At 65.8% G+C, this 18,779-nt stretch carries 16 protein-coding genes; 10 read left to right on the forward strand and 6 right to left on the reverse strand.

From position 1 onward, the window contains the following. Positions 1–17: 17 nt before the first annotated feature. The gene (locus tag RBS60_RS11385) at positions 18–2,234 is read right to left on the reverse strand and encodes a thiamine pyrophosphate-dependent enzyme (RefSeq protein ID WP_307957677.1); all 2,217 of its coding nucleotides are present in this window, start codon (positions 2,232–2,234) and stop codon (positions 18–20) included. A gap of 153 nt (positions 2,235–2,387) precedes the next feature. Between RBS60_RS11385 and RBS60_RS11390 the strand changes: the two genes are divergently transcribed. Both RBS60_RS11390 and RBS60_RS11395 read left to right on the forward strand, forming a co-directional pair. Next, positions 2,388–3,041 carry a GntR family transcriptional regulator gene (locus RBS60_RS11390; RefSeq protein WP_307957678.1) on the forward strand — a complete coding sequence of 218 codons (654 nt, stop codon included), beginning with the start codon at positions 2,388–2,390 and terminating at the stop codon, positions 3,039–3,041. 24 nt (positions 3,042–3,065) lie between these two features. Next, a complete protein-coding gene (locus tag RBS60_RS11395) occupies positions 3,066–3,605 on the forward strand; it encodes a VOC family protein (RefSeq protein WP_307957679.1) in 540 nt (179 codons plus the stop codon). Positions 3,606–3,741: 136 nt separating this feature from the next. Here the strand turns inward: RBS60_RS11395 and RBS60_RS11400 are convergent, their stop codons facing one another. Continuing rightward, entirely contained in the window at positions 3,742–5,142 is a 1,401-nt protein-coding gene (locus RBS60_RS11400) for a Xaa-Pro peptidase family protein (RefSeq protein ID WP_307957680.1), read from the reverse strand. Between the two features lie 73 nt (positions 5,143–5,215). Beyond that, positions 5,216–6,004 (reverse strand): glucose 1-dehydrogenase, encoded by a 789-nt coding sequence (locus tag RBS60_RS11405; protein WP_307957681.1) that lies wholly within the window; start codon positions 6,002–6,004, stop codon positions 5,216–5,218. 289 nt (positions 6,005–6,293) lie between these two features. Here RBS60_RS11405 and RBS60_RS11410 point away from each other — a divergent pair, with 289 nt between their 5' ends. Beyond that, positions 6,294–7,034 carry a cupin domain-containing protein gene (locus RBS60_RS11410; RefSeq protein WP_307957682.1) on the forward strand — a complete coding sequence of 247 codons (741 nt, stop codon included), beginning with the start codon at positions 6,294–6,296 and terminating at the stop codon, positions 7,032–7,034. A 23-nt stretch (positions 7,035–7,057) separates the two neighbouring features. Here RBS60_RS11410 and lhgO read toward each other — a convergent pair whose 3' ends face one another. After that, positions 7,058–8,263 (reverse strand): L-2-hydroxyglutarate oxidase, encoded by a 1,206-nt coding sequence (gene lhgO, locus RBS60_RS11415; RefSeq protein WP_307957683.1) that lies wholly within the window; start codon positions 8,261–8,263, stop codon positions 7,058–7,060. 217 nt (positions 8,264–8,480) lie between these two features. Here lhgO and RBS60_RS11420 point away from each other — a divergent pair, with 217 nt between their 5' ends. The 7 genes from RBS60_RS11420 to RBS60_RS11450 all read left to right on the forward strand — a co-directional run bounded on the left by RBS60_RS11420 (position 8,481) and on the right by RBS60_RS11450 (position 16,128). Next, positions 8,481–9,809, forward strand: a complete 1,329-nt coding sequence (locus RBS60_RS11420) for a sugar ABC transporter substrate-binding protein (RefSeq protein WP_307957684.1) — start codon at positions 8,481–8,483, stop codon at positions 9,807–9,809. Then, positions 9,809–10,588, forward strand: coding sequence for an SDR family oxidoreductase (locus RBS60_RS11425; protein ID WP_307957685.1), 780 nt, complete (start codon positions 9,809–9,811; stop codon positions 10,586–10,588). Before RBS60_RS11420 ends, RBS60_RS11425 begins: the two co-directional genes overlap by 1 nt. 5 nt (positions 10,589–10,593) lie before the next feature. Next, positions 10,594–12,156: a sugar ABC transporter ATP-binding protein gene (locus RBS60_RS11430; protein WP_307957686.1), complete on the forward strand. Its 1,563-nt coding sequence runs from the start codon at positions 10,594–10,596 to the stop codon at positions 12,154–12,156. A gap of 14 nt (positions 12,157–12,170) precedes the next feature. After that, a complete protein-coding gene (locus RBS60_RS11435) occupies positions 12,171–13,169 on the forward strand; it encodes an ABC transporter permease (protein ID WP_307957687.1) in 999 nt (332 codons plus the stop codon). 11 nt (positions 13,170–13,180) lie between these two features. Beyond that, positions 13,181–14,239: a 2,3-butanediol dehydrogenase gene (locus RBS60_RS11440; protein ID WP_307957688.1), complete on the forward strand. Its 1,059-nt coding sequence runs from the start codon at positions 13,181–13,183 to the stop codon at positions 14,237–14,239. A 32-nt stretch (positions 14,240–14,271) separates the two neighbouring features. After that, positions 14,272–15,063, forward strand: a complete 792-nt coding sequence (locus RBS60_RS11445; protein WP_307957689.1) for an SDR family NAD(P)-dependent oxidoreductase — start codon at positions 14,272–14,274, stop codon at positions 15,061–15,063. A 483-nt stretch (positions 15,064–15,546) separates the two neighbouring features. Beyond that, positions 15,547–16,128, forward strand: a complete 582-nt coding sequence (locus RBS60_RS11450) for a recombinase family protein (RefSeq protein ID WP_307957690.1) — start codon at positions 15,547–15,549, stop codon at positions 16,126–16,128. A gap of 132 nt (positions 16,129–16,260) precedes the next feature. Here the strand turns inward: RBS60_RS11450 and RBS60_RS11455 are convergent, their stop codons facing one another. Together RBS60_RS11455 and RBS60_RS11460 are read right to left on the reverse strand one after the other, a co-directional pair. After that, complete coding sequence (locus RBS60_RS11455) at positions 16,261–17,598, reverse strand: MFS transporter (RefSeq protein WP_307957691.1); 1,338 nt, start codon at positions 17,596–17,598, stop codon at positions 16,261–16,263. Positions 17,599–17,795: 197 nt separating this feature from the next. After that, entirely contained in the window at positions 17,796–18,770 is a 975-nt protein-coding gene (locus RBS60_RS11460) for a VOC family protein (RefSeq protein WP_307957692.1), read from the reverse strand. Between the last annotated feature and the right edge of the window lie 9 nt (positions 18,771–18,779).

Raw genomic sequence — 18,779 nt, forward strand, 5'->3', positions numbered from 1 at the left:
TCTTTCGGTCGCGAGGGTCAGGAGAGGCCGAGGTTGCGGGCGAGCTCGTCGAAGCCGGTCAGGACGTCGTCCAGGTCGGCATTCGCGGCGGCTTCCAGAACCTTGGAGATGCTGGGCGCAGCCTCCCTGCCCATGACCCGTTGGATCGGCTGGTCGAGGTAGTCGAAGAAGCGCCGCTGGATCTCGTCGGCGAGCCATCCGCCGTACGAAGTTCCTGACGCACCCTGCTCCACGATCAGCACATTGTTCGTCTTCTTGATCGATGCCCCGATCGCCTCCCAGTCCAGCGAGGCCTTGTCCAGCCAACGCAGGTCGATGACTTCGGCATCCAGCTGGGAACGCTGCTCCGCGGCTTGCAGACAGAGGCCGACCATGTTCAGGTAGGTCAGGACCGTGGCGCCCTTGCCCGCGCGTCGGACGGCTGCCCGGCCGACAGGCAGACGGTAGTCGAGATCGCCCTCTGGAATGGGCCCCTGCGTGCCATACAGATCCACATGCTCAAGCACGAGGACGGGGTCCTGCAGGTCGAGAGCGGTGTTCATCAGTCCGATGTAGTCGCCCGGAGTGGAGGGAGCAACGATTCGCCAGCCGGGGTTGGTGGCGAAGATTCCTGCGGGGTCCATCGAGTGCTGGGAGCCGTATCCGGCGCCCATGGCGACCTTCGAGCGCAGGACGACGGGCATCCCGGACTGGCCGCCGAACATGTGCCTGGCTTTGCCGATCTGATTGAAGATCTGGTCGGCGGCGACCCATACGAAGTCCGAGTACATGAATTCGACGACGGGTTTGTACCGGCCAGTCATCGAGAGCCCCCCGGCCAGGCCGGCAAAGGCGTTCTCGCTGATGGGAGTGCCGAGCACCCGGTCGGGATGGGCGTCCTTCAGGCCCCGGGTGGCCCCGTTGGTGCCGCCCTTGAGCCGGTGCACGTCCTCGCCGAGGATGACGACGCCCTGGTCGAGGTCCATGCGGCGGCCCAGCACGTCGGCGATGGCGTCGACGAAACGCCGCGGCCTGGCGGCTCGCTCATAGTCGTCGGACAGGACCTGGCCCCCGACGACCAGCTCGGCTCTGATGCCATCGTCGACGGTGGCCGGGTCCGGCCACAGGGCCGGGCGGATACGGCGGGCGCCCTTGCTGCTGTCGGGGTCCTTCTCGGTCAAGGCCTCCACGACACCGGCGACCAGCTCGGCGATGCTGGACTGCAGGTCTTCCAGCTGCTCCTTCGAGACGAGTCCGCGGCGGGTCATCTCATCGGCGACCCTGCGCAAGGGATCCCGGTCGCGCCACTGCTTCTCCTCCTCCTTGCTCCGGTAGCCGAAGGCGCTTCCCGGGAAGGGTCCGTTCTGGTGGAAGTAGCGGTAGGTCTCGGCTTCGATGAGGGTGGCGCCGCGGCCGGCACGCATATGTCCGACGGCGGCCCGCTGTGCCAGATACACCGCCAGTGGATCCATTCCGTCGACCCGCCAGGAGGTGATGCCGAAGCCAGGGCCTCGGGCGGCGAGTCGTGGATCGCCGGTGACCTCTGCAACGTGGGTGGACACCGCGTAAAGGTTGTTCTCGATGAAGAAGCACAGCGGCAGGCGCCAGGCCGCAGCGAGATTGAAGGTCTCGAGCGTCGATCCGATGTTGGAGGCCCCGTCGCCGAAGTATGTGACGGTCACTCCAATGCCCGATGCGTCGCCATCCTCCTCCGCGTTCTGGGCGTCCCGGCGCTGGGCCCAGGCATTCCCGGCGGCCAGGGGAACACCGCCGCCGACGATGGCGTTGGTGCCCAAAGCGCCGGCCTCCATCCACTGGAGGTGCATCGATCCGCCGCGGCCCCCGCTGAAGCCAGCCTTCAGACCCAGGATCTCGGACATCGTGCACCGGAGGAATTCGATCAGACGGTCATCCTTGATGCCGTCGGCGAGGGTCAGGCCCTCGGGCCGGAGGTACGAGAGGCCCTTGGCGAGGAACTGGTGGTGGCCGCGGTGGGTGCCGTTGACTCCGTCAGCCGCGGCCAGGGCGAGCACAGAGCCGACGGCGGCGCCCTCTTGGCCGATGCTGGAGTGAGCAGGGCCGTGGACGAGCCCCTCGCCCGCAAGCTGGAGGACCGCTTCCTCGAAGGTCCTGACCGTCTGCATCTGGACGAGCATGGTCTCCAGCAGGGCTGGATCCGCTGCGTCCCAGTCGTCACGCGTCGTCTGCAGCTCGGTGCAGTCCGCGGAAAGAGACAGGGGAGAAGTAGTGGGCATCGTTGCTCCAGAAGGATCGCGAAGGGAGAGAGATGTGTCTCATCCCACAATAGTGATAGATTGGATCCAATACAAGCACCCAAGGGATCTTATGCGGAGAATTTCGGCGATATTGGATCCAATGTTAGGGAATTCGTATGAAGGGAAGCTCTGATGCTGAAGAAGTCAGGGGCGGTGAGCCAGCAGATCGCCGACGAGCTGAGGGCGCGCATCCTCTCCGGCGCGCTGCCGCCCGGCACGCGCATCCGCCAGGAGCAGATCGCCGAGGAGTTCGGTGTCAGCCGGCTGCCGATCCGCGAGGCTCTGCGCATCGTGGAGTCCCAAGGCCTAGTCACGCTCGTCGCTGCGACCGGCGCGTGGGTGAGCTCCATGGACCTCGGCGAGTGCCAGGAGACATACCTGATCCGCGAGCGGCTCGAGCCGCTCGCGCTTGGGTTGTCCGTGAAGCACATGAGCGGGGAGACGATCGAGCGACTCGAGGAGCTGGCGCGTCGGATCGAGGGCTCTGCCTCGGCGGAAGAGTTCATGGACCTAGACCGGCAGTTCCACCTGCTCAGCGTCCAGGACGCAGGCATGGGCCGGCTGCTTGAGATGGTAGAGCGACAGTGGAACACGACGCAGCATTACAGGCGGGCGTACGTTCAGCTGACCGGCACCGACGGCCTGCAGGAGACCCACCTCGAACATCGCCTTCTGGTCGCTGCCATCCGCAGGAGGGACTCGAGGTCGGCCGAGGAACTGCTGGGGATGCACATCCGCAAGACGCGCATCGCCCTGGAGGACCATCCAGAAATCTTCGACCACTGACGCACGACAGAAGGGAGACTCCAGTTGCACGAGTCGAACACCCCGGCGCCGCGGCGCGGCCTGCCGGGAATCACCGGAACCGACCACATAGGCTTCACCGTCCCGGACATCCAGGAGGCACACGAATTCCTGGTTGACGTCATCGGGTGTGATCACGTCTACTCGCTGGGTCCCTACCCACGGAACCCGGAGCTGATGAGCCATCGGCTCAACGTCCACCCCGGTGCCGTGATGCGGGAGATCCGCTTCTACCGATGCTTCAACGGCGCCAATTTCGAGGTGTTCAACTACGAATCGCCGGATCAGCGGCGCGAGCAGCCGAAGAACACAGATGTCGGCGGCCATCACATCGCCTTCTACGTCGAGGACATCGATGAGGCGATCGCGTACCTGAAGGCTCGAGGGGTTCAGGTGCTCGGCGAGCCGACGCGCAGCTCCGGGGCCAGCGAAGGTCAGCGCTGGGTGTACTTCCTGTCGCCCTGGGGCATGCAGTTCGAGCTCGTGTCGTTTCCCCTGGGCAAGGCCTATGAGTCCAATGCGCCCGTGAAGCTGTGGAAACCGTGACGCTGCTGCGCCTGGACGACGAGGAGGTTCCCGCTGCCTGGTCCGGCCTGGGCGCTCCCGGGCGGGCGAGACAGCAGTGGCGGGGGTCCATCGCCCCGCCACTGCTGCCCTCTCGAGCAGGTCAGCTGCCCAGGGATCAGGGCACCGTGATGCCGCTCCCCTCCGGGGTGTTGAGGTGGGACTGGGAGTCGCGGAGGGTGCTCAGGGGTCCGTTGACCGTGAAGTACCGCTTGCCTGCGACGATGAGGTCCTCAGCCGGGAACTTTGTGATGACCTCGCAGCCGTTGGCCGTCACGACGACTTCCTCCTCGATGCGGGCCGCGCCGATTCCATCGGCCGAGGGCCAGTAGGTCTCCAGCGCGAAGACCATGCCCTCCTCAAGGATCTCGGGGTGGTCCAGGGACACGAGCCGCGAGAAGATCGGCTTCTCCCAGATGGAGAGGCCGACGCCGTGTCCGTACTGCAGGGCGAAGGCGGCCTCTTCGTCCGGGAAGCCGAACTCCTGCGCCTTGGGCCAGACGCTGACGATGTCCGCCGTCGTGGCCCCGGGACGCACGAGAGCGATGGCCCGGTCCATGTACTCGCGGGCGCGCTTGTAGGCGTCGCGCTGGGCAATGCTGGCGGAACCGACGGCGAAGGTGCGATAGTAGCAGGTCCGGTAGCCGTTGAAGCTGTGGAGGATGTCGAAGAACGCCGGGTCCCCGGGGCGGATCAGGCGGTCAGAGAATACGTGCGGGTGGGGGGAGCATCGTTCCCCCGAGATCGCATTGACGCCCTCCACGTATTCGGAGCCGAGGTCGTAGAGCGTCTTCGACACCAGGCCGACACACTCGTTCTCCCGCACGCCAGGGCGCAGGAAGGCGTAAAGGTCCTCGTAGGCTGCATCGACCATGGATGCCGCCTGGGTGAGCAGGGTGATCTCGTCGCTGGTCTTGATCCGCCGGGCCTCGAGGAAGATCTGCTGGCCATCGACGACGGTGATGCCCGCCTTCTGGAGTGCGAAGAGGATCGGCAGTTCGATGACGTCGACGCCGAGGGGCTCATTCAGGAGTCCGAACTTCTCCAGCTCGCGCTTGATCTTGGCCGCGACCTTCTCGGCCATTTCGGCGTCGGGGCTGAAGGCTCCGCGCAGCAGGGAGATGCCCGCCCTGGCCCCGGACTCCGTCCGGGGCCGCGTCGCTCCGTGATGGGGCGCGTGGGGATCGGCGTCGGCCTCCGCCGTGGTCTGGTCCAGCCAGGGGTTGAAGAGCTTGTGGTGCTTCGCGGCGGACCCGAAGTCCCAGGAGATCGGGTCGCTGTTCCTGGTCAGCAGGCTGAACCGGATCATCTTGTCGATGGCCCAGGTGCCGATGTGGGTGGCGGTCATGTAGCGGATGTTGGCGAAGTCGAACGCCAGCAGGGCGCCGACGTCCGAGCGCTCGAGTTCGGCCTTGAGCCGGGCGAGCCGCTCGGAGCGGAGCCGGTCGAAGTCCAGCCTCTGCTCCCAGTCGACTGCCATGGTGCCGCGTGTGGCGGTGCTATCGAGAATGCCGGGCATGTAGTCCTCCAAGTGGTTCTTGCTATTGCTCGAGCTGAGATCGGTCCCGACGGCATCGGGGGGCGCGGGCTTGCTAGACGAGGACCATGCCGCCGTCAATCATGACGACCTGTCCTGTCATGTAGTCGGAGTCGGGGGAGGCGAGGAACAGGGCGGTGCCCGCGATGTCGGAGGCCGTGGCGGGGCGGCCGCGGAGTATCCCTTCCGCGAACGAGCTCATGGCCTCTCCCGGTTCTTTCGAATCGCCGATGTCCATCAGGTCCCGGTCCAGCTTCTTCCACAGCGGGGTGTCCACCACGCCGGGTGCGAAGGCGTTGCAGGTGATGTCGTGCTCGGCCAGCCCTCTGGCCGTCGCCTGGGTGAGGGAGATCACTGCCGCCTTGGAGGCACAGTATGGGGCGAAGCTGGGGTAGCCCTGCCGTCCTGCCATGGAGGCTGTGTTGATGATCTTGCCGCCGCGGCCTTGTGCGATGAACTGCAGCGCGGCCTCCTGGGTTCCAATGAGGGTCCCGAGCCCGTTCACGTCCATGATCGAGCGCCAGTTCTCCTCCGTGACGTCCAGGAGGTGCAGGGGCTTGTTGTAGCCGGCGTTGTTGAACCAGACATCGATGCCGCCAAAGGCATCGACCGCCTTCTCCACGACGCCTCGGACGTCTGATCGCTGAACGACGTCGGCTCTGACGGCAATCGCCGTTCCGCCGCCGGCGCTGATCTTGTCGGCCGCCTCGCGGGCTGCCTCGAGGTTGAGATCCGCGATCACGACGCGCCCTCCCTCGGCGGCAAGCACCTGCGCTATGCCCAGTCCTATGCCGCTCGCACCGCCGGTGACGACCGCGACCCGACCGCTTATCCGTTCGCCCATCAGGACTCCTTCAGCTCATCGTTGAGGTTCAAAGCGTTCAGTTCGGCTGTACACTAGATTGGCAACAGTGAACATTGTGATTCAGCTCATGTCAAGTGGGGCTTGGGGGAGGCTCGAGGAGTCGCACAAGAGACCGGTTTGCCCCCCCATAAGGATCCATGGGGGCCACTACGGCTGCTGCGAATGACACGGATTGCCGATGGAGGGCGCCATGGCGGTCCAGGAGGCTAAACTGTTTAGTGATGTTCAACGACGACGCATTAGGCGGATCGAGGGCAGGGAGCATGACGTGCTGCACAAGGCCAGCGGGGAGGCGGGCGTGATGCCTGAGGACATCGGGCCCAAGATCCGCGCGGCGCGGACCGCGCGCGGGCAGAGCCTGCGGCAGCTCGCTTCGGAGCTGGGAGTCTCAGCGAGCCTGCTGTCCCAGGTGGAGAACGGCAAGGTCCAGCCATCCGTTGCGACGCTCTATGCGCTGGTGAGTGCGCTGGGGATGTCGCTGGACAGCATGCTCGGGGTCGGCGGAGTCGCAGTGGACGGCGGCCCCCGGAGCGCCGGTGCCGCCGCTGAGTCCTTGGTCCGCGGCTCGACACCGGTTGATGCGTCGGCACATGGTTCGATCCTGCAGCGCGGTGACCAGAACCCCACTTTGGACATGGACAACGGTGTGCGCTGGGAGCGCCTCTCGGGCAGCAGCACTGGGGGCGACCCTGAAATACTCCTGGTCACGTACCAGGCTGGCGCCTCCAGTTCGATCGACGGCAGGCTGATGCGGCACAACGGGCATGAGTACGCCTATCTCCTCGAGGGCACGCTGACCCTGCAGGTGGGCTTCGACATCTTCGAAGTCCATGCCGGCGACTCCTTCAACTTCGACAGCACCCGCCCCCACATGTACTTCAATAGTGGCGAGGTTCCGGCGAGGGGCATCTGGTTCATCGCCGGCCGCAACAGTTCGGATCTGCCGCCTGCTTTCTTCTCGGAGACAGGCACCGCTCACGGCAATGGCCAGGGACGTGGACACGGCTGAAGCCCCGTCCACGTCCGGCTATGTCACCACACTCCTCGCGATCGGCTCCGGCGGAGCCTTCCGGCGAGCTCGGCTGCTATGGGGAGAGCTGCGGTCGCAGCAGGGGAGGGTGCGTTGACGACGTGGAGCATGCGCTCCGTCTCCAGGAGGACGAAGTCGTGCACGAGGGTGCCGTCAGGAGCCACGGCCTGCGCTCGAATTCCTGCTGGATAGGGTTCCAGGTCCTCGAAGCCCAGAGAGGGGGAGTAGCGTCGGCATTCCTCGAGATAGCCACGGCGGAAGACGGAGTTTCTCATCTCCGCAACCCCCACGCGGAGGTTCTTGCCCGCCATCCGCCAGAAGCCGCGGAAGCGCAGATAGTCCAGCACATCGCGACCCGAGAAGGAGAGCTTGGGGTAGCCCTCGCGGGACAGGCCTAGAACGGCATTCGGTCCTACGGTGATGGTGCCGTGAACCGTTGGAGAGAGGTGCACCCCGAGGAACGGCAGTGACGGGTCCGGCACTGGGTAGACGAGGTGCCTGACGTGCCTTCCGAGCCGCTCCGAAAGCCTGTAGTACTCGCCCCGGAAGGGCACGATCCGAGCGGCCGGCCTCAACCCCGCCAGTCGGGCGACACGGTCGGACTGAAGGCCTGCGGCAACGACCAGTTGGCTGACGGTGTGTGATCCACGGGCTGTCTCGATGGCGACTGAGGATGCAGACTCTCTGATTCCCCTTACCTCTTCCCCCAGACGGATCACTCCGCCCAACTCGAGGACGATCTCCGCCATTCGGCGGCTGACCTGCCCGTAGTCGACGATGGCGGTGCTCGGCACGAAGAGTGCGCCCGCGCCGCGGACGCGGGGCTCAATGCTCTCAAGCCCGGACGGACCGAGCCGCTCGACCTGGATGCCATGGACGGCGGCTCGCTCCTCAAGGGCAGACATCCGGCCCAGCTCTCCCCGATCCGCTGCCACGATCAGCTTCCCACACTCGTCGAAGTCCAGGCCGTGCTCCCGGCAGAAGGCCTTCGTCATGGCCTCGCCGGCCTTGCTGAACCTCGCCTTCATGCTGCCCGGCTCATAGTAGATTCCCGAGTGGATGACTCCGCTGTTGTGGCCGGTCTGGTGGGCAGCAGGCCGATCTTCCTTCTCGATCAACAGCAGGGATGCGCCCGGGTAGTCCTTGAGGAGCGTCATGGCAGTGGCAAGGCCCACTATGCCCCCGCCCACGACACCGAAGTCGTACACAGTTCCCTTACCTCCTGCCGCAGCTGCGGCTTGATCAGTAAAACTGGACAAGTGGGGGAGCAGCAGACAGGAGTGGATTCTCCCTGCATGCCTGCTCGATCAGCGATTCTAGCTCAAAGGATCATTTCCGCTTGACAACGTTCATCACCCTCGTTCAGTATCAATGTACAAACGAGTGTGGCGTAGAACACGCCAGCCCTACTCAACGAGGAGTATCATGTCTTCGCTCGGCAACCTCGCAGCATCCCGCCGCCAAGTCCTGCGCGGCGCAGTCGGGTTCGGCCTCTTGGCCTCCACTGCCTCTCTGCTCAGCGCATGCAATACGGCCCAGGGTGGCGGATCCGCGGCCCCGACTCCGACAGTCACGGATCCGAACGACCCCCGCAACAAGAAGTTCAGCATGATCGACAGCTTCTACACCCTCGACAACGACTACTTCCAGGGGTGGGCCAAGGGATCGGCCGCCGCCGCGGCGACGTTCCTCATGTCCAGGGACCAGCAGGTGGACAATTCCAATGTCGACACCCTGAAGTCGATCTTCGAGGCAGCCAAGACCAAGAGCATCCAGGGCATCAGCACCCTCCCCAACACCGCTGCCGCCTCTCCCGAGATCATAGGGATCGCCCAGCGGTCCGGCATCTACGTGTCCAGCAACTGGTCGAACGCGGCCTGGAGCACCCCCTTCGACATCGGCCAGTACTACTACTCGTACCAGGCCGGCAACGACGTCGCCGGCGCCCGCGAGATCGCCAAGGTCCTCTTCAAGGAGATGGGCGGATCGGGGAAGTTCATCCACATCGAGGGCATCCAGGGCAACACCGCCTCCGACAATCGCACTGCCGGAGTGGACCTGGCGCTGAAGGAATACCCGAACATCCAGATGGTCGCCCGTCAGCCCGGCGGGTTCAGCCGCGGCGGAACGCAGCCTGTGATCGAGAGCCTCCTGACCGCCAACCCCGACGTCAAGGGCATCATGTGCCAGAACGACGACTCGGCCATTGCCGCGGTCAACGCAGTGGAGTCGCGCGGCATGAAGGACGTCAAGATCGTCGGAATCGACGCCATCGGGGAGTTCCTCGACGCGATCAAGCGCGGCTCCGCACTGGCTACCTGGGCCCATCACGGCGCCTTCATCGGCGCCTTCTCTACCGTGCGGGTCTTCGACGCCCTCGCGGGCGTCAAGCTGTCGCCGGCGGAAAGGATGATGTACTTCGGAGGCTTCATCGTCGACACCGCCGACGCCGCCGACGCGTACCAGAAGCTGATGTACTCGGACAAGCCTCTGCCCTTCAACTACGAGAAGATGTCAAGGGCCCTGCACCCCCAGGATTGGGACCCGCAGAACCTCATGGCCCCCATCGACATCGAGAAGTACTGGGAGAAGCTGCCCAAGCCCTCCGGATACAGGATCCCAGCCGAATACGCGGCGGCCAAGGCCTCGGGCGAACTCGAGAAGACGGCGTCCACCTACAAGTCCGCATTCAAGTCCGACCCATGGAAGGACGTGCGGAGCAAGTGCAAGAGCGGCGGACAGGACATCATCTGATGAACGCGATCCACAATCCGGATTTCGAGGGCCGCTCGGCGATTGTCACCGGCGCCGGCAGCGGCATCGGGCGAGCAGTCGCCCTCGCCCTCGCCGAGCAAGGGGCCAAGGTCCTCGCGGTCGACATAGACGAGGCGGCCGCCAAGGATACGGCAGCCCTTTCGACTGGGATCGTGCTGCCCTTCCAAGCAGACGTATCCGAGAGCAGCGACGTACGGGACTACGCTGCGGGCGCTGCCTCCAGCCACGGCCTGCCCACCCTGTTCTTCAACAACGCCGGGGTCGAGGGTGTCCACCGCTCGATCATCGACACCACCGAGGAGGAGTGGAACCGCACGGTAGGCGTGAACCTGCACGGGGTGTTCTGGGGGCTGAAGCACGTGCTGCCCCTCATGATCGAGGCCGGGGGCGGGTCGGTTGTGAACACCGGATCGATCCTGAGCCTCAAAGCCGCCCCCGACCGCTCCGACTACGTCACCACCAAGCACGCCGTGCTCGGCCTCACCCGCGCCGCCGCCAGCGAGGTCGCCAAGGACGGGATCAAGGTCAACTGTATCTGCCCGGGCCCCGTGGACACCCCGCTCATGGCCAGATCCGAGACCCTGGTCAACCCGGACGACCCGAGCTTCGAACGGAGCCGCTTCGAAGCCGGGACGCCATTGGGCCGCTACGCGTCCACGGAGGAGATTGCTGAGCTCGTGCTCTTCCTCCTCCGGCCCGACGTCGCCTACCTCACCGGCGCGGCAGTGAACATCGACGGCGGAATCATGGCGGTGTGAGGACGATGAGCACAATCCTGGAATCCGGCTCTGCCACTCCTGCGGCACCTCAAACCGGACCGCTCTTGGAAGTGCGAGACGTCACTCGCGTCTACGGTGCCGTCCACGCGCTCAACGGGGTGAGCCTTCATGTGCACAAGGGCGAGATCCTGGGCCTGATTGGCGAGAACGGGGCGGGCAAGTCCACGCTCCTGAACATCATTAGCGGAACTGACAAGCAGACCTCGGGGAGCGTTCTGCTCAAAGGACAGGAAATATCCTTCAGTAACTACAACCAGGCAACCCGCAGCGGCGTCTTCCGGATCTTCCAAGAGCTCGCGCTCGTCCAGAACATGACCGTGTGGGAGAACCTCTTCCTTTCGCACGAGAAGAAGTTCATCAACGTCGGGCTGATCAACAGGCGGGAGGGGATCCGCAGGGCCAAGGAGCTGCTGCGGCGGTTCGATCACGGCTGGATCGACCCGGAGCGGAAGGTCCAGGACTATCCCTTCGCGGTGCGCCAGGTCCTCGAGGTGCTCAAGGCCTTCGCCCTCGCCGACCTGCTGGGCCAGACCGAGCCGGTCATCCTCCTCGACGAGCCCACCGCGGCCCTCGCTGCAGACGAGATCGAGTTCCTGCGGGACCTGCTCCTGAGGCTGAAGGACCACTGTGCGATCATCTTCGTCTCCCATCGGCTCAGCGAGCTCCTCGAGTGGAGCGACCGAATCGTCGTCTTCAAAGACGGCCAAGTTGTCGCCGAGGCGGGCTCGCGAGATCTGACCGAGGACAAGCTGCACTTCCTCATGGTCGGCCGCGAACGCGACAAGGAGTTCTACCGGGAGGATCGGCAACGGATTCCCGCGTCCGAAGTCGTCCTCCGGCTCGAGGGGTTCAGCCATCGCCCGGCCTTCCGAGACGTCGATCTGGTCGTCCAGCGTGGCGAGATCGTGGGGATGGCCGGTGTCCTCGGGTCGGGGAAGACCGAGCTCGGGCAGGCCGTGTTCGGCGACAAGCAACCCGATGGGGGAAGCCTGGAATACCGGGGACGGCTCCTGAGCCGCTGGACCGCCGAGTCCATGGCCAAGGCCAGAGTCGGCTACGTGCCATCCGAGCGGAAGGAGGACGGGCTGCTGGACACCTTCTCGGTCGCCCAGAACATCTCGTTCGCGCGGATCGTCTCCCAGAAGTCACCCTGGCTCCACCTCCGACGCGAGGCGCGGGAAGCGGAGCGCTACATCTCCGAGCTCGGCATCAAGGCGCCCTCGCCCCATGCCTCCATAGAGAGCCTCAGCGGCGGCAACCAGCAGAAGGTCGTCCTTGCCCGATGGCTTGTCCGCGGCGTGGACCTCCTTATCCTCGACAATCCAACCCGCGGTGTCGACGCCGGGGCCAAGGAAGGCATCTACGACGTAATCCGTGACCTCGCCGATGCGGGAGTAGCGATCCTCCTGATCAGTGATGACCTCCTCGAGGTCATCGGACTGTCCAACAAGATCGTCGTGATGAAGGACGGAGCCATCACCTACCGGGTGGATGCCCCGGTCACGGACAAACCCAAAGAGACTGACCTCGTCGCCACGATGGTCTGACAGGGAGAAAGACAATGGCACTGAAAGAGTCGACGCCGCCGGCAACGGCCGAACCGCGAGAGAACAAGTCGCTCGCCTTCGCCCGCCGCCACTGGTCCACGATTGCGCCGATCGGCGCGCTGATCGCGTTGGTCATCGCGTTCTCACTCGCCGACCCCCGCTTCCTCCAACTTGAGAATGGCCTGAACATCCTGCGCCAGAGCTCGGTGCTCCTGGTCCTCGCCCTGGCATCGACGCTGATCGTGCTCATGGGCAGCATCGATCTCTCCATCGGCTCGATCGTCACCCTCACCGGCTTCACCGGTGCCCTTCTTGCCCGCAGCACAGGAGACACCAGCGTCCTGCTGCTGCTTCCTGTGATCGGGCTGCTGTGCGGCCTCTTCAATGGCGCACTGGTCGCCTATGGACGCCTCCCATCATTCCTCGTCACCCTAGGAACGCTCTATGCCTTCGCAGGCATCGCCCACTACATGGCCGGCGGACGCCCCATTGGGTTGATCGGCGGCGGTGTCGGGCGGATCTTCACCGGCTCTCTCGGCGACTTCCCGATCGTCGCGCTCTGGGCGATCCTCGTCCTGATCATCACCGTTGTGGTCGCCCGCTACACGCGGCTGGGACGATACCTCTACGCCCTCGGCGGCAACGAGAAGACGGCGCGGCTCTCCGGCGTCCCCGTGGCCCGGTACAAGGTCTACGCATTCATGGTCGCGGGCCTCCTCGCTGGATTCGCCGGCCTGCTCCAGCTCACCAGAGCCAACAGCGCAAGCCCAGACATGGGCGCTGCCTTCCTCCTACCCGCCATCGCCGCCGTCGTCATGGGCGGCACCCCCCTCTCCGGAGGCCTGGGCGGCCCGATACGGACGATCACAGGCGTGCTGATCATCGCCATCCTCGGCAACGGCATGGTCATCGCCGCCGTGAACCCGTTCCTGCAGAACGTCATCCAAGGCCTCGTCGTCATCATCGCTGTGGCGGTCACGATCGACCGCAGGAAAATGGCCCTCGTCAAGTAAGGAGAAACACCATGCGCGCAGCTGTGTTCCACGACCGCCACGACATCCGCGTCGGGGAGATCCCCGAACCCTCCCAGATTGGGCCCAGCCAGGTCCGCCTCCGCCCGAAGATGTGCGGCATCTGCGGCACCGACCTCCATGAGTACGCGTTCGGCCCGATCGTCATCCCCACCAGTCCGCACCCGCTCACCGGCGCCGCGGCGCCCCAAGTGCTCGGGCACGAGTTCTCCGCTGAAGTGCTCGAGACGGGCCGGGACGTCACCCGCGTCGCCCCGGGGGACCGGGTCTCGGTCATGCCCCTCGTCAGCTGCGGGAAGTGCTACTTCTGCCTCCGCGGCCTGAACCACCTGTGCACCGTGATGGCCTGTACCGGGCTGAGCTGGGACGGGGGCGGGATCAGCGAGCAGGTGGTCGTCGAGGACTACCAGGTCTGGCAGCTTCCTGACTCCGTCACGGACGAGCAGGGAGCGCTCATCGAGCCTGGCGCCGTAGCGGCCTACGGCATCGACCGGACCGGGATGGTCCCCGGCGACACTGTCCTCATCACCGGCGCAGGTCCCATCGGAGCCCTTGCGGCCCTCTACGCCAATGCCGCCGGAGCCAGCCACGTCATCATCTCCGAACCAAACCCCCACCGCCGGAGGCTGGCTGAGGCCTTCGGCATCGCCACAGTCATCGACCCCACTGAGGTCAACGTCCGGGAGTATATCCACGACCTGACGTCAGGCATCGGCGTCGATGTGGCCGCCGAGTGCTCCGGCAGCCAGTCCGGCCTCACCGCCGCCCTCGAGGGCGTGCGCGCGCATGGGACCGTGACCCAGGTCGGTCTCCACGTCAAGCCCGCAACCATCGATCCCATGCACCTGTCGAACCTTGACCTGAGCCTCATCGGGACGTGGTGCTATCCCGTCTACGACTGGCCCCGAATCACGGCGCTGGTCGCCTCGGGCAAGTATCCAGTAGAGAAGGTCCTCACCGAGGTCATCGACGTGGACAACATCGTCGAGGGCGGATTCGAACGACTCCTAGATCCCGAAGGAACGGCCCAGAAGCTCTTGGTCCGCGTCTAGCGCACCTCCCTCCAGCAGCGTAAGGAACGAATTTGAACCAGAATCAACTTCATGCTGGCCACGTGGCCCTCGTCACGGGGGCGGCCGGCGGAATCGGCCAGGCGGTTGTCCGCCGATTGGCCGCAGGCGGAGCCTCTGTCGCCCTGGTCGATGCAGACGCGCGCGTAGAAGGCGTCGCCAAGCAGTTGAAGGGTGAGTTCCCGGACGTCGACCTCCGCGGGTACGCCACGGACATCACAGACACCGAGAAGGTGCGCCAACTCGCCCGCTCCGTGGAGGACGACTTCGGGCGGCTCGACTCCGTCGCCCTCGTCGCGGGAGTCGTTCAGACCGCCGCACCGATCGCCCAGCTGGGGCGAGCCGAATGGGACCGGGTTCTCGGAGTCAACCTCACAGGGCCCTACGAGATGACCCACGCGCTCTCACCGCTGCTGGCCAGGGACGGCGGGGGCAGCATTACGGCCGTCTCTTCCTGGTGGGGTCGGTCAGGCCATGCCTACTTCGCTGCCTATTGCGCGGCGAAGGCCGGCCTGATCGTCTTCGTCCAGGCTGTGGCCGCGGAGCTGGCGCCCACGGTCCGTGTCAATACGATCTGCCCCGGCAACATCAACACCCGCATGCATCAGGAGGCGCTTAGGTCCGAGGCCGAAGAGCGGGGCGTCTCCTACGAGGACATCAAGGCCAGCGAGTGGGCCAAGATCCCGCTGGGCAAAGCAGGTGAGCCGGAGGATATCGCCGAGGCCATCTACTTCCTGTCGTCCCCGGCCGCCTCCTATATCACCGGCGCCTCCCTCGACGTCAACGGAGGGGTCGTCTTCCACTGAGGCCCGGAACGCCCTGAGGCCACCGGGAGGTGGCTGCCCACGATAGGGGGCGGCCGGAGCGCACAGGCGCCCGGCCGCCCCTTCGGCAGCCGCGTTCGGCGCACGAAACGAAACCGTGTCGGCGCTGTGCGTATCGCCTAGTCCGCCGCGGAATATTGTGCCCGCCCAAGCGTTTGTCGAGTGTTCGTGCAAACGGCCCGGGGGCACCCAGCGGAGCCCGACCCCAGCCGTCCCCGGGTCACCTGTAGCAACTGGAGGAATCGGACGGATATGGCTGTATAGAGCCGATGAGCGTCTTGCAACCCTCGGGATATGAGACGTCTCGTTGGCCGTGCGCTAACGACGACGGCTGCGCCTGATGCACTCGAATTTCCGCGCAATCGCAAGGGCCCGTCCGGGACAGCGATTCTCGCAACCATGTCTCACAACCTTGTGATTGAATCGGCGTATCCATCGTTGGTTGCGAGACACATCGGAGCAGGCATGGGGAAACTGATCGGCTATGCGCGCGTGTCGACCCGGCAGCAGTCCACCGACCGGCAGCGGGCGGATCTGTTGGCTGCCGGCGTCCGGCGCGATGACCTCTACATCGACCACGGCGTGTCCGGGGCCCGGGCTTCACGCCCCCAGTTCGACCGGGCGCTCGATGCGCTCATCGAGGGCGACACCCTGGTCATCACGACGCTGGACAGACTGGGAAGGTCCACCCAGAACATGCTCGCCTTCGCCGACGAGCTCCGCGCCCGAGGCGCGGGCCTGCGGGTCCTGAACCTCGGCGGCGGGGACGTCGACACCGCCACACCCATGGGGTCGATGCTCTTCACGGTCATGGCCGCCCTCGCCCAGATGGAATACGAGATCAAACGCGAACGAGTCACCGATTCCATCAGCAAACGCCGAGCAGCCGGAAAGGACCTCGGCGGGCGACCCCGCCGGATCAGCGACAGCCAGATCCGGAGCGCCGCCCGCCTGGTCGAAGGAGGCGAGCCCGCCGCGCAGGTCGCCCGCGACCTGGGAATGTCCCGGGCCACCTTCTACAGAAGGTCACGAGCACTCACGGACTAATCGGGACGGCGCCCCAAGGCGACGCCACGCCGTGGCGCCGCGTCGCGAAAGAGCGGCCAATCCACACATGCCCAGCTCATCGCAATCGGGGGTGTGGTCGGCGCTTGAATCCGCCGGTCCTGAGGAGAGGGATCACTCTTGGAGGGACCGAGTGTGGGGAGCGGGCCGGGTCCTCGGGCTGGCGGTCTCGCGGACAGTGAACGCTGTAGCGAGTGCGACGAGGGCGACGGCCATCAGGTAGAAGGCCGGGGCTGTGGGGCTCTTCGTGACGTCGACGAGGTAGGTCGCGACGATCGGGGCTGTGCCGCCGAAGATGGCGGCGGTGATGCCGTAGGCGAGTGCGAAGCCGGAGTAGCGCAGGCGCGTGGGGAAGAGCTCGATCATGGCCACGGCAGTGACGCCGGTCGCTGCTCCGCGGATGACGCCCATCAGGCTCTGGCCGGCGATCGCTGCCAGAGCGGTTCCCTGCATCATGACGAGGTAGGCCGGAAGGGCGAGCACCAAGGCCGCGACGATGGCTGCGATGAGGACGGGTCGCCGGCCGAAGCGGTCGCTGAGCCGGCCCGAGAGGACGGTGAAGGCCATCGCGATCAGGGAGGCGACCAGGGTGGCCAGCAGTGCCTCCGATTGGGGCACGTGCACGGTCACCAGGAGGTAGTTGGTGTTGTAGGTCTCCATCAGGTAGACGGGGAGCAGTGCGATGAGCGCGAGACCGGCGCACTTGAGCAGGCTCCGTGCGTGGCCCCGCAGGACGGTTCGCACGGGTGCCTGGTCGACCTCGCCGGCCTCCAGGATGGCGCGGAAGGCCGGGGTCTCCTCGAGGCGGCGACGGATGTAGAGGCCGATGAGTCCCAAGGGGGCGGCCAGCAGGAATGGAACGCGCCATCCCCAGGAGCTCATGTCGGCCGGGCTGAGGACGGCCGAGAGGACGGTGATGATGCCGAGCGCGAGGAGGTTGCCGACGAACGCGGCTGCCATGACGAGGCCCACCATTCCGCCGCTCCTGCGTTCGCGGGCGTGCTCGACGATGAATGCGAGGACGCCGCCGAGCTCGCCGCCGAAGGACAGGCCTTGGAGGATCCGGAGGATGACCAAGAGGATGGGCGCGGCCACGCCGATCGCGCTGAAGGGCGGCAGAAGGCCGATGGCGACGGTGGCTCCGGTCATCAGCATGATGACCAGGACCAGCGTGCGCTGGCGGCCGAGCCGGTCGCCGAGCGAACCGAAGAGCAGGCCGCCGAAGGGACGAGCGAGGAAGGTGATCGCGAAGGCCGAGAAGGCGCCCAGCAGCGAGGCCGTTGGGTCCGCCGCCGGGAAGAAGGCCTTGCCGATCGTCGCTGCGAGCAGGCCGAAGGCGATGTTGTCGTAGAACTCCACTACATTGCCTGCCGAGGCGGCGATGACGGCCTGGGAGATTGATGGGCTGCTGATTGCGGTTCCGGTTTGAGTGGGCCGTGGTGAGGGGCGCATTTGGCATGCCTCCAGTCGGTAGGGCCGCCGAGCCTCGTTGCTGCGGCGGCGGGCCGTATTCCATAGCGGACTTCGGTGTCCGCAGAAGTGTCAGCGCATCAGCGGCATCGGCCGCCGATTGCGTGGGTGCTTTGGGTGTGCACCGGCCGCCGGCCTGACATGGGAAGGCCGGCGGCCGTCTCAGCGGTAATGGCCTGCTAGTGCGTGTGCCCGAGGGCTGGCTGCCGCACGACGGGTGTGCCGTGGGTGTGGAAGGTCTCGATGGTCTTCATGCCCCAGGCCTGGCCCTTCCTGCGCTCATCCTGGGTCCATTCCACGACGGGGGAGTCGGGGTCGAGCAGGAGGCGCGCGCCGGCGTTGGCGAACTCGATCCGGTTCCCGCCGGGCTCCCAGACGTAGAGGAAGAAGGTCTGGTTGATCGCGTGCTTGTGCGGGCCGGACTCGATGTGGATGCCGTTCTCGAGGAAGATGTCCGCGGCCTTGAGGATGTCCTCGCGCGTGTCCGGGGCGAATGCGATGTGGTGGAGCCGGTTGCCGTGCTTGAGCCAGTCGTCGGAGTACACGATGTCGTAGGACTTGTTGTTGAAGTGGAACCACCAGGCCGCGTACCCGCCGTCGTCGAGCCTGATCCGCTCGGACTCGCGCCCGGCGAGGGCCTTCGCGACGAACTCGCCGTTGGCGACCACGTCCTTGGCGAGGAAGTTGATGTGGTCAAGGCGCCGCGCGTTCACGCCCCGGCCCGGGAACGCGGAGGCCTGGTTCTTCAGGGCCGGCCGGTCGTCGGTGGCGACGTACCGCTCAGTGTCGTAGTAGATGCCCATGTCGTGCCCGTCCGGGTCGCGGAACGCGTAGGTCCGGCCGGTGCCGACCTCGCCGTCCTCCCAGCCGATGCCCAGGCCCATCTCCTCGATCGCCGCCACGCGCCGCCCGAGCGCCTCGGCGCTCGTGGTGCGGAACGTCGTGCGGCCCACCCCCGCGTCGTCGGAGGCGGTGAGCTTGATCGTGTACCGCTGGTACTCGTCCCATGTGCGCAGGTAGACGGAGTCCCCTTCCTCGGCGACCACCCGCATCGCGAGCAGGTCCTTGAAGAACCACAGGCTCTCCTCGAGCTTGGGGGTGAGGAGCTCGACGTTGCCCAGATGGGCGACGTCGAACGAGGTGTAGTCAGTCATGGTGTCCTC

Origin of the sequence: Sinomonas sp. ASV486, from assembly GCF_030908215.1 — a bacterium.
Classification (GTDB): domain Bacteria; phylum Actinomycetota; class Actinomycetes; order Actinomycetales; family Micrococcaceae; genus Sinomonas; species Sinomonas puerhi.

Coding starts and splice junctions, on each gene's coding strand:
- RBS60_RS11385 (WP_307957677.1), bottom strand. CDS start 2,234: ATGCCCACTACTTCTCCCCTGTCTCTTTCCGCGGACTGCACCGAGCTG.
- RBS60_RS11390 (WP_307957678.1), top strand. CDS start 2,388: ATGCTGAAGAAGTCAGGGGCGGTGAGCCAGCAGATCGCCGACGAGCTG.
- RBS60_RS11400 (WP_307957680.1), bottom strand. CDS start 5,142: ATGCCCGGCATTCTCGATAGCACCGCCACACGCGGCACCATGGCAGTC.
- RBS60_RS11405 (WP_307957681.1), bottom strand. CDS start 6,004: ATGGGCGAACGGATAAGCGGTCGGGTCGCGGTCGTCACCGGCGGTGCG.
- RBS60_RS11420 (WP_307957684.1), top strand. CDS start 8,481: ATGTCTTCGCTCGGCAACCTCGCAGCATCCCGCCGCCAAGTCCTGCGC.
- RBS60_RS11425 (WP_307957685.1), top strand. CDS start 9,809: ATGAACGCGATCCACAATCCGGATTTCGAGGGCCGCTCGGCGATTGTC.
- RBS60_RS11430 (WP_307957686.1), top strand. CDS start 10,594: ATGAGCACAATCCTGGAATCCGGCTCTGCCACTCCTGCGGCACCTCAA.
- RBS60_RS11435 (WP_307957687.1), top strand. CDS start 12,171: ATGGCACTGAAAGAGTCGACGCCGCCGGCAACGGCCGAACCGCGAGAG.
- RBS60_RS11440 (WP_307957688.1), top strand. CDS start 13,181: ATGCGCGCAGCTGTGTTCCACGACCGCCACGACATCCGCGTCGGGGAG.
- RBS60_RS11450 (WP_307957690.1), top strand. CDS start 15,547: ATGGGGAAACTGATCGGCTATGCGCGCGTGTCGACCCGGCAGCAGTCC.
- RBS60_RS11455 (WP_307957691.1), bottom strand. CDS start 17,598: ATGCGCCCCTCACCACGGCCCACTCAAACCGGAACCGCAATCAGCAGC.
- RBS60_RS11460 (WP_307957692.1), bottom strand. CDS start 18,770: ATGACTGACTACACCTCGTTCGACGTCGCCCATCTGGGCAACGTCGAG.